The 4,692-nt window shown below is 59.5% G+C and carries 7 protein-coding genes; 4 read left to right on the top strand and 3 right to left on the bottom strand.

Annotation, left to right across the window (positions count from 1 at the left end; genetic code table 11):
• The 3 genes from LO50_RS22140 to LO50_RS22130 all read left to right on the top strand — a co-directional run.
• A partial coding sequence (locus LO50_RS22140; RefSeq protein ID WP_044316383.1) for a bacteriophage T4 gp5 trimerisation domain-containing protein occupies nucleotides 1-587 on the top strand: 587 nt, incomplete at its 5' end.
• Complete coding sequence (locus tag LO50_RS22135; RefSeq protein WP_023444054.1) at nucleotides 560-1,414, top strand: DUF4123 domain-containing protein; 855 nt, start codon at nucleotides 560-562, stop codon at nucleotides 1,412-1,414. The genes LO50_RS22140 and LO50_RS22135, both read left to right, overlap by 28 nt.
• 5 nt (nucleotides 1,415-1,419) lie before the next feature.
• Complete coding sequence (locus LO50_RS22130; RefSeq protein WP_044316382.1) at nucleotides 1,420-2,667, top strand: LysM peptidoglycan-binding domain-containing protein; 1,248 nt, start codon at nucleotides 1,420-1,422, stop codon at nucleotides 2,665-2,667.
• Between the two features lie 424 nt (nucleotides 2,668-3,091).
• Here the strand turns inward: LO50_RS22130 and LO50_RS24970 are convergent, their stop codons facing one another.
• Nucleotides 3,092-3,253, bottom strand: a complete 162-nt coding sequence (locus LO50_RS24970; protein ID WP_161794502.1) for a hypothetical protein — start codon at nucleotides 3,251-3,253, stop codon at nucleotides 3,092-3,094.
• A gap of 4 nt (nucleotides 3,254-3,257) precedes the next feature.
• Here LO50_RS24970 and LO50_RS22125 point away from each other — a divergent pair, with 4 nt between their 5' ends.
• Nucleotides 3,258-3,464 (top strand): hypothetical protein, encoded by a 207-nt coding sequence (locus tag LO50_RS22125; protein ID WP_044316385.1) that lies wholly within the window; start codon nucleotides 3,258-3,260, stop codon nucleotides 3,462-3,464.
• Between the two features lie 21 nt (nucleotides 3,465-3,485).
• On the opposite strand, the gene LO50_RS22120 is transcribed toward LO50_RS22125, so the two are convergent.
• Both LO50_RS22120 and LO50_RS22115 read right to left on the bottom strand, forming a co-directional pair.
• Nucleotides 3,486-3,947 carry a DoxX family protein gene (locus LO50_RS22120; RefSeq protein WP_044316381.1) on the bottom strand — a complete coding sequence of 154 codons (462 nt, stop codon included), beginning with the start codon at nucleotides 3,945-3,947 and terminating at the stop codon, nucleotides 3,486-3,488.
• A gap of 9 nt (nucleotides 3,948-3,956) precedes the next feature.
• Nucleotides 3,957-4,692: HvfC/BufC N-terminal domain-containing protein (locus tag LO50_RS22115; RefSeq protein WP_336434177.1), on the bottom strand; the 736-nt coding region annotated here is incomplete at its 5' end.

The raw sequence follows: 4,692 nt of genomic DNA, 5'->3' as shown, positions 1-4,692 counted from the left end.
GCGACTGGGACGAGAACATCGAGCACGACCAGAAGATCCGCGTCGGTCACGAACGCCACGACACCGTGGAGGCCAACAGCTACAGCGAATTCCGCGCCGAAGAACACCGCACCACCCAAGCCGACCGCAAGACAGAAATCCGCGCCAACGATCACCTCACCGTGGGTAACAGCCAACACCTGAAGATCGGCACTGGGCAATTCATCGAGGCGGGCAATGAAATCCACTACTACGCCGGCAGCAAGGTCGTCATCGACGCCGGCATGGAACTCACCGCCTCCGGCGGAGGCAGCTTCCTCAAACTCGACCCCAGCGGCGTGACGCTGAGCGGTGCGACGATCCGGATGAATTCGGGTGGTGCCGCCGGAAAGGGCTCTGGGCTGAAGATTCTGGCGCCGGTAATGCCATGGCTGGCAACCAGCGCCATTGCCGGCAGCCTCACCTTGCCTGCGCTGATCAACATGTCGCGGCAACTCAAACAGGCCGCGGCCGCCAAACTGCTGTTGGTCAAGCAGTGCGGAATGCAAGCCGATGGCTTATGCCACTTGGAGGTTTGCCCATGCGGCAAGAACGCGAGCACGGCCTGATGCAGGCTGTAGAAGAACCGGACATCGAGCGAGACGACCTCTACCTGCTGCTCGATAGTGCCGCATTACCGGCTCTGCAGATCATCTACCAGCACGACGACGAACCCCACTTGGAGCTGCTGTACCGAGGCACGCGCCATGAGTCCATGCTGGAATGCAGCCCCGTGCTGTACAGCCTCGCGGGGCAGCATCTGATGTGGCAGAACCGGGAGCGCTGGCAAGCGGCAGGGCTGTTGTTGGAAAGCGCGGCGAGCATCGATGATCTGGCGAGCCATTTGCGCAGCCTGCTGAGCGTCAGACTGCCCTCCGGTGAACTGGCGTTCTGCCGATTCTACGACCCGGCCTTGAGCGAACGCTTCTTCGACAGCCTCACGCAAGAGGAGCTGAGCGCTTGGCTCGGCCCTGTCAGCGGCATCTTGCTGACCACCGAGCAGAGCGAATGGCGAGGTTTCACCACAAACCAGATTTCTCCCGGCAGAACTGCTGACGACGAGGGCTGGTTTTCGATCCATCCCGAGCACCTCGTTCATTGGCAACAACAGGAACGACAGCGCTTCATCCAGCGCCTGATCAACCACTTTTCTGCGGATGACTTTCATGAAAAGTCCGCCCCGGACCTGGAAGCGGTCGTCAAGCAGCGCGTGCACGAAGCCGAGGCATTCGGTATCGAGGCCGAACAGCACCTGTTCGCCTACGTTGAGTTGGCGCTGCAGTTTCCCGATGCCATCGACAGCCCCGAGGTTCGAACGGGGCTGACCAACAAGGAAGAACCTGCCGAGCACCGGCTGGCTCGTATCGAAGCCTGCCTGCTTGGACTGCATGGATAAAGCGAATGGAATACACGATACAGAGGGGCGACACCCTGACCCGGATCGCCAGCGATCACAGCACCACCGTCAGCAGCCTGCTACGCCTGAACCCGCAGATTGAAGACCCCAACCAGATCCAGGCTGGCCAGATGTTACGCATGCCTGCAACGAGCAGCCCGGCACGCCCCGGCTGCACCGCGGGACAGATCATGCAGGACAGCCAATGTAGCGGGGCTGCATTCGACGTCGCCTTCTACTGGAACGAAGAGGTGCAGAGCCGCCAAGCGATCTATGAGGCGATCTACGGACGTGAAATGCACTTCCTCCACCGCTCGTTGTTCCAGCGTAACAACGAGCATCTCAACGAGACGGTACTGCCTGGCGAGATCGTGATCATCTCCAACATGCCGCGCACCGACGCCGACCGACAACGCCTGGAAGCCCTCAGGGAACAGGCGCGGCTTGCAAGTGAAGGCATCCAACAGCTGACACCCGCCGAAGCCATGACGGTCAAGCGACACCTGGAAGTTCTGGACTACGTCTCGCTGGAAACCGTTGCATCCCACCAGAGCACCGCGCTGGGTGTACTGAGTGCCGCAGCCGGACGCCAGCTAGGGGACGTCAGGAGCATGCTGGAGAAGATCAACGTCGCGTATGTCGAGGAGCTGCGCCGCACCGGAAACCCCAACCGATTTTCGCCGGAGTTCTATGCGAAGCGTCAGCAACTGTTCGGCCAGCTGAATCATTCCCTTGGCCGTCTGACCCTCTCAACTGTCAATATCCGTAATTACGACAGCATCAAGACCACGCTCGGCCTATCTACAAAATCGATCCTGCATAACGCTTCTGCGATTACTGAAAGAGGCGAGGTGCCGCAGCTTGGGCACCGGATCAATACGGTTTCAAATTGGGCGAAGGGTGCTAGCCGCTTAGGCTATTTGGGCATCGCCATCGACGGCGGCGTTCGGTTGAACAGAATCCACGACGCCTGTTCGTTAGAGGATAGCGGCAGCTGCAAGCAAGTCAGCTTTAAACAAATCGGCGGGTTCGTTGGTAGCGCAAGTGTCGGAGGGATAGGCGGCTTTCTAACTGCACAAGCAGCCACAGCCATTGTTGGTGGCATTGCATTAGCTCTCGGCGTAACTGTAGGAGCACCAGTTTTACTCGTAGTGGGGTTAGCTGGTGCCGGTCTTGGCGCCTATTATGGTGGGAGTGAAGGAGGCGAACTCGGCGAAATGCTAGGCGAAGTAATTTACGAAGGGGTGCAATAAATGCCCACTGCAATCTCCCTCAAAGCAATAATGCTATATGCATTATTTTCCATATTGGCACTCGGCACCGTTAACAACCTGTACGTATCTTTTTTTGCGATACATAGGTTAGATCGTTATTTTTCAAAAAAACATGATCCTAACTGGGAATCCAATAGCCCATTTGAGAGCTTTTATCGGCTCCACAAATACAGCTTTCTATATTCATTTTGGATAAAACGCCCAAAAGTTAATAAGGCTATCTCGCTTTGGTTGTATTTTTCCAGCTTTAGCCTTGCCTGCATATGGGTCAGCTTAGGCCTGGCAGCAGCGGGAAAATACTTCAAAATCGGCCCACTCTCATAGCTAGGTCTTTATAAGAAACTTCCCGTAGCCAGCGCTCTAACGGATCTACATATGCATCCAGATCTAGCATACGTCTTTTTCAGTAAGCCAATATCCACGCGGTTGAGAACCAGCCGACGAGACGAGACAACCGTTCGGCAGCCAAAGGCTGGCGGCCGATGAACGGGCAGGGATTAAGCCGTGTGAAGTGACAAAATGACATCACAGCTGCGGGTGCAGCCTTTCCGATGATCAGAGTCACTTTCATGTCCGCCAATCGCCGCTATTCCATCATCCTCGAACACACCGGCCAGGTTCTGCTCGAGCGGGCCTCGCTTGAGCAGGTCGAGGCGTTCTGGGACGCCAATGATGCCCTTTACTTTGGTCTGCGCATCGAAGACGCGCAGAGCGATCACGCTCGCGTGTTCGTCACCGATGAGATTCCCGAGGATGAAGACGTCGTGCCCGCCTGAGGTGGCGGTTCCAGGCTGGCGCTAGCGAATCCCCAGCAGGTGATCGAGCGAGAGTCGGCCGGCGCCACGGCCGATCAGCAGTAGTAGCAGCGCCGCCCAGTTCAGGTGAGTCGACCAGGCGTCCGGGTAGACGAACAGCTGGATCACCAGCGTCATCAGCAGCAGCGCCAACGCCGACAGCCGCGTGAACAGGCCGAGCACCAGCAGCAGCGGGAAAAGATGCTCGGCATAGGTCGCCAGGTGCGCCGCGATATGCGGTGGCAGCAAAGGCAATGCGTATTCGCTGCGAAACAGCTCGAACGTGCCCGGGGTGATGTCCAGCACCCCGTTCACTTTGGTGCGCCCGGAGAGCAGGAAGATCGCCGCGATGGCCAAGCGTGGCAGCAGATTCAGCAGCGAATCGCCGAGCAGTTGCTGCAACCGCTGCGCGACCGCGTTCCATTGCTGACGCAGACGCAGCGGCAGGTTGTGCATGGCGTTCATGACGATTCCTCATGTGGATGGCGTCGTCGGCACCAGCGCGGCGAACGCGCCTGCCGCCAGCAGCCGGCCTAGCAGGTCGTTGAAGTCGAGTTGCGGTTGAGCCGCCAGCGCCTGTTCCGAGGCCTGCTCCAGCGAGCGGCCAGCGGCACAGGCGTCGAGAAATGCACAGCCGGCGCGTTCGAGTGGCTGCCAGCCGATGCGGCCGGCGCTTCGGCTCAGCAGTACCCCTTCGCCTTGCCAGACCAGCTCTGCCGGCACCACACGTCCTTCACGGGTGCAACTCCAGATGCTGAAAACCGGCAGCTCGGTGAACCACCGCCAACGCAGCGCAGCGCGCGGAACGAGCGTCTGCCGGGCCAACTGCTCCGGGGTTTGGGTCGCCAAGGCAGCGAGGGCCACAACGGGTTGTTCCACGGCGCTGAATACCTCTAACCAGAGCCGGTCCAGCTGCGCGACACCAGACAGATAGGGAAGCGCGAGCGCCGGTTCGAAATCCTGCAGGAAGGCCGGAAAATTCTCGCCGTACTCAAGCAACGGGCCACTGCGCGGCGGCATCTCGCGAGCGTACAGCGTCGCGGCGGCGGCAAACCATTCCTCCCCCACCAATCGTTCGACGGCAGGGAAATTGGCGCGCAGCGCATCGACACAGCCCTTGGCCAGCGTATTGCGGTACACGGCGAAACCCGGCTGCCCGACCAGCGCAGCGACCTCGCCCGCCGCACTGCCGGGCGCGTCGGTCAGCGCC

The organism is Stutzerimonas stutzeri (assembly GCF_000935215.1).
Taxonomy (GTDB): Bacteria; Pseudomonadota; Gammaproteobacteria; order Pseudomonadales; family Pseudomonadaceae; genus Stutzerimonas.
Note: the sequence above shows the minus strand (reverse complement) of the source record. Positions and strands in the feature narration are given on the sequence as shown.

What these genes read in the sequence shown, in the direction of transcription:
- LO50_RS22135 (WP_023444054.1), top strand. Translation starts at nt 560, where the DNA reads ATGCGGCAAGAACGCGAGCACGGCCTGATGCAGGCTGTAGAAGAACCG.
- LO50_RS22130 (WP_044316382.1), top strand. Translation starts at nt 1,420, where the DNA reads ATGGAATACACGATACAGAGGGGCGACACCCTGACCCGGATCGCCAGC.
- LO50_RS22125 (WP_044316385.1), top strand. Translation starts at nt 3,258, where the DNA reads ATGTCCGCCAATCGCCGCTATTCCATCATCCTCGAACACACCGGCCAG.
- LO50_RS22120 (WP_044316381.1), bottom strand. Translation starts at nt 3,947, where the DNA reads ATGAACGCCATGCACAACCTGCCGCTGCGTCTGCGTCAGCAATGGAAC.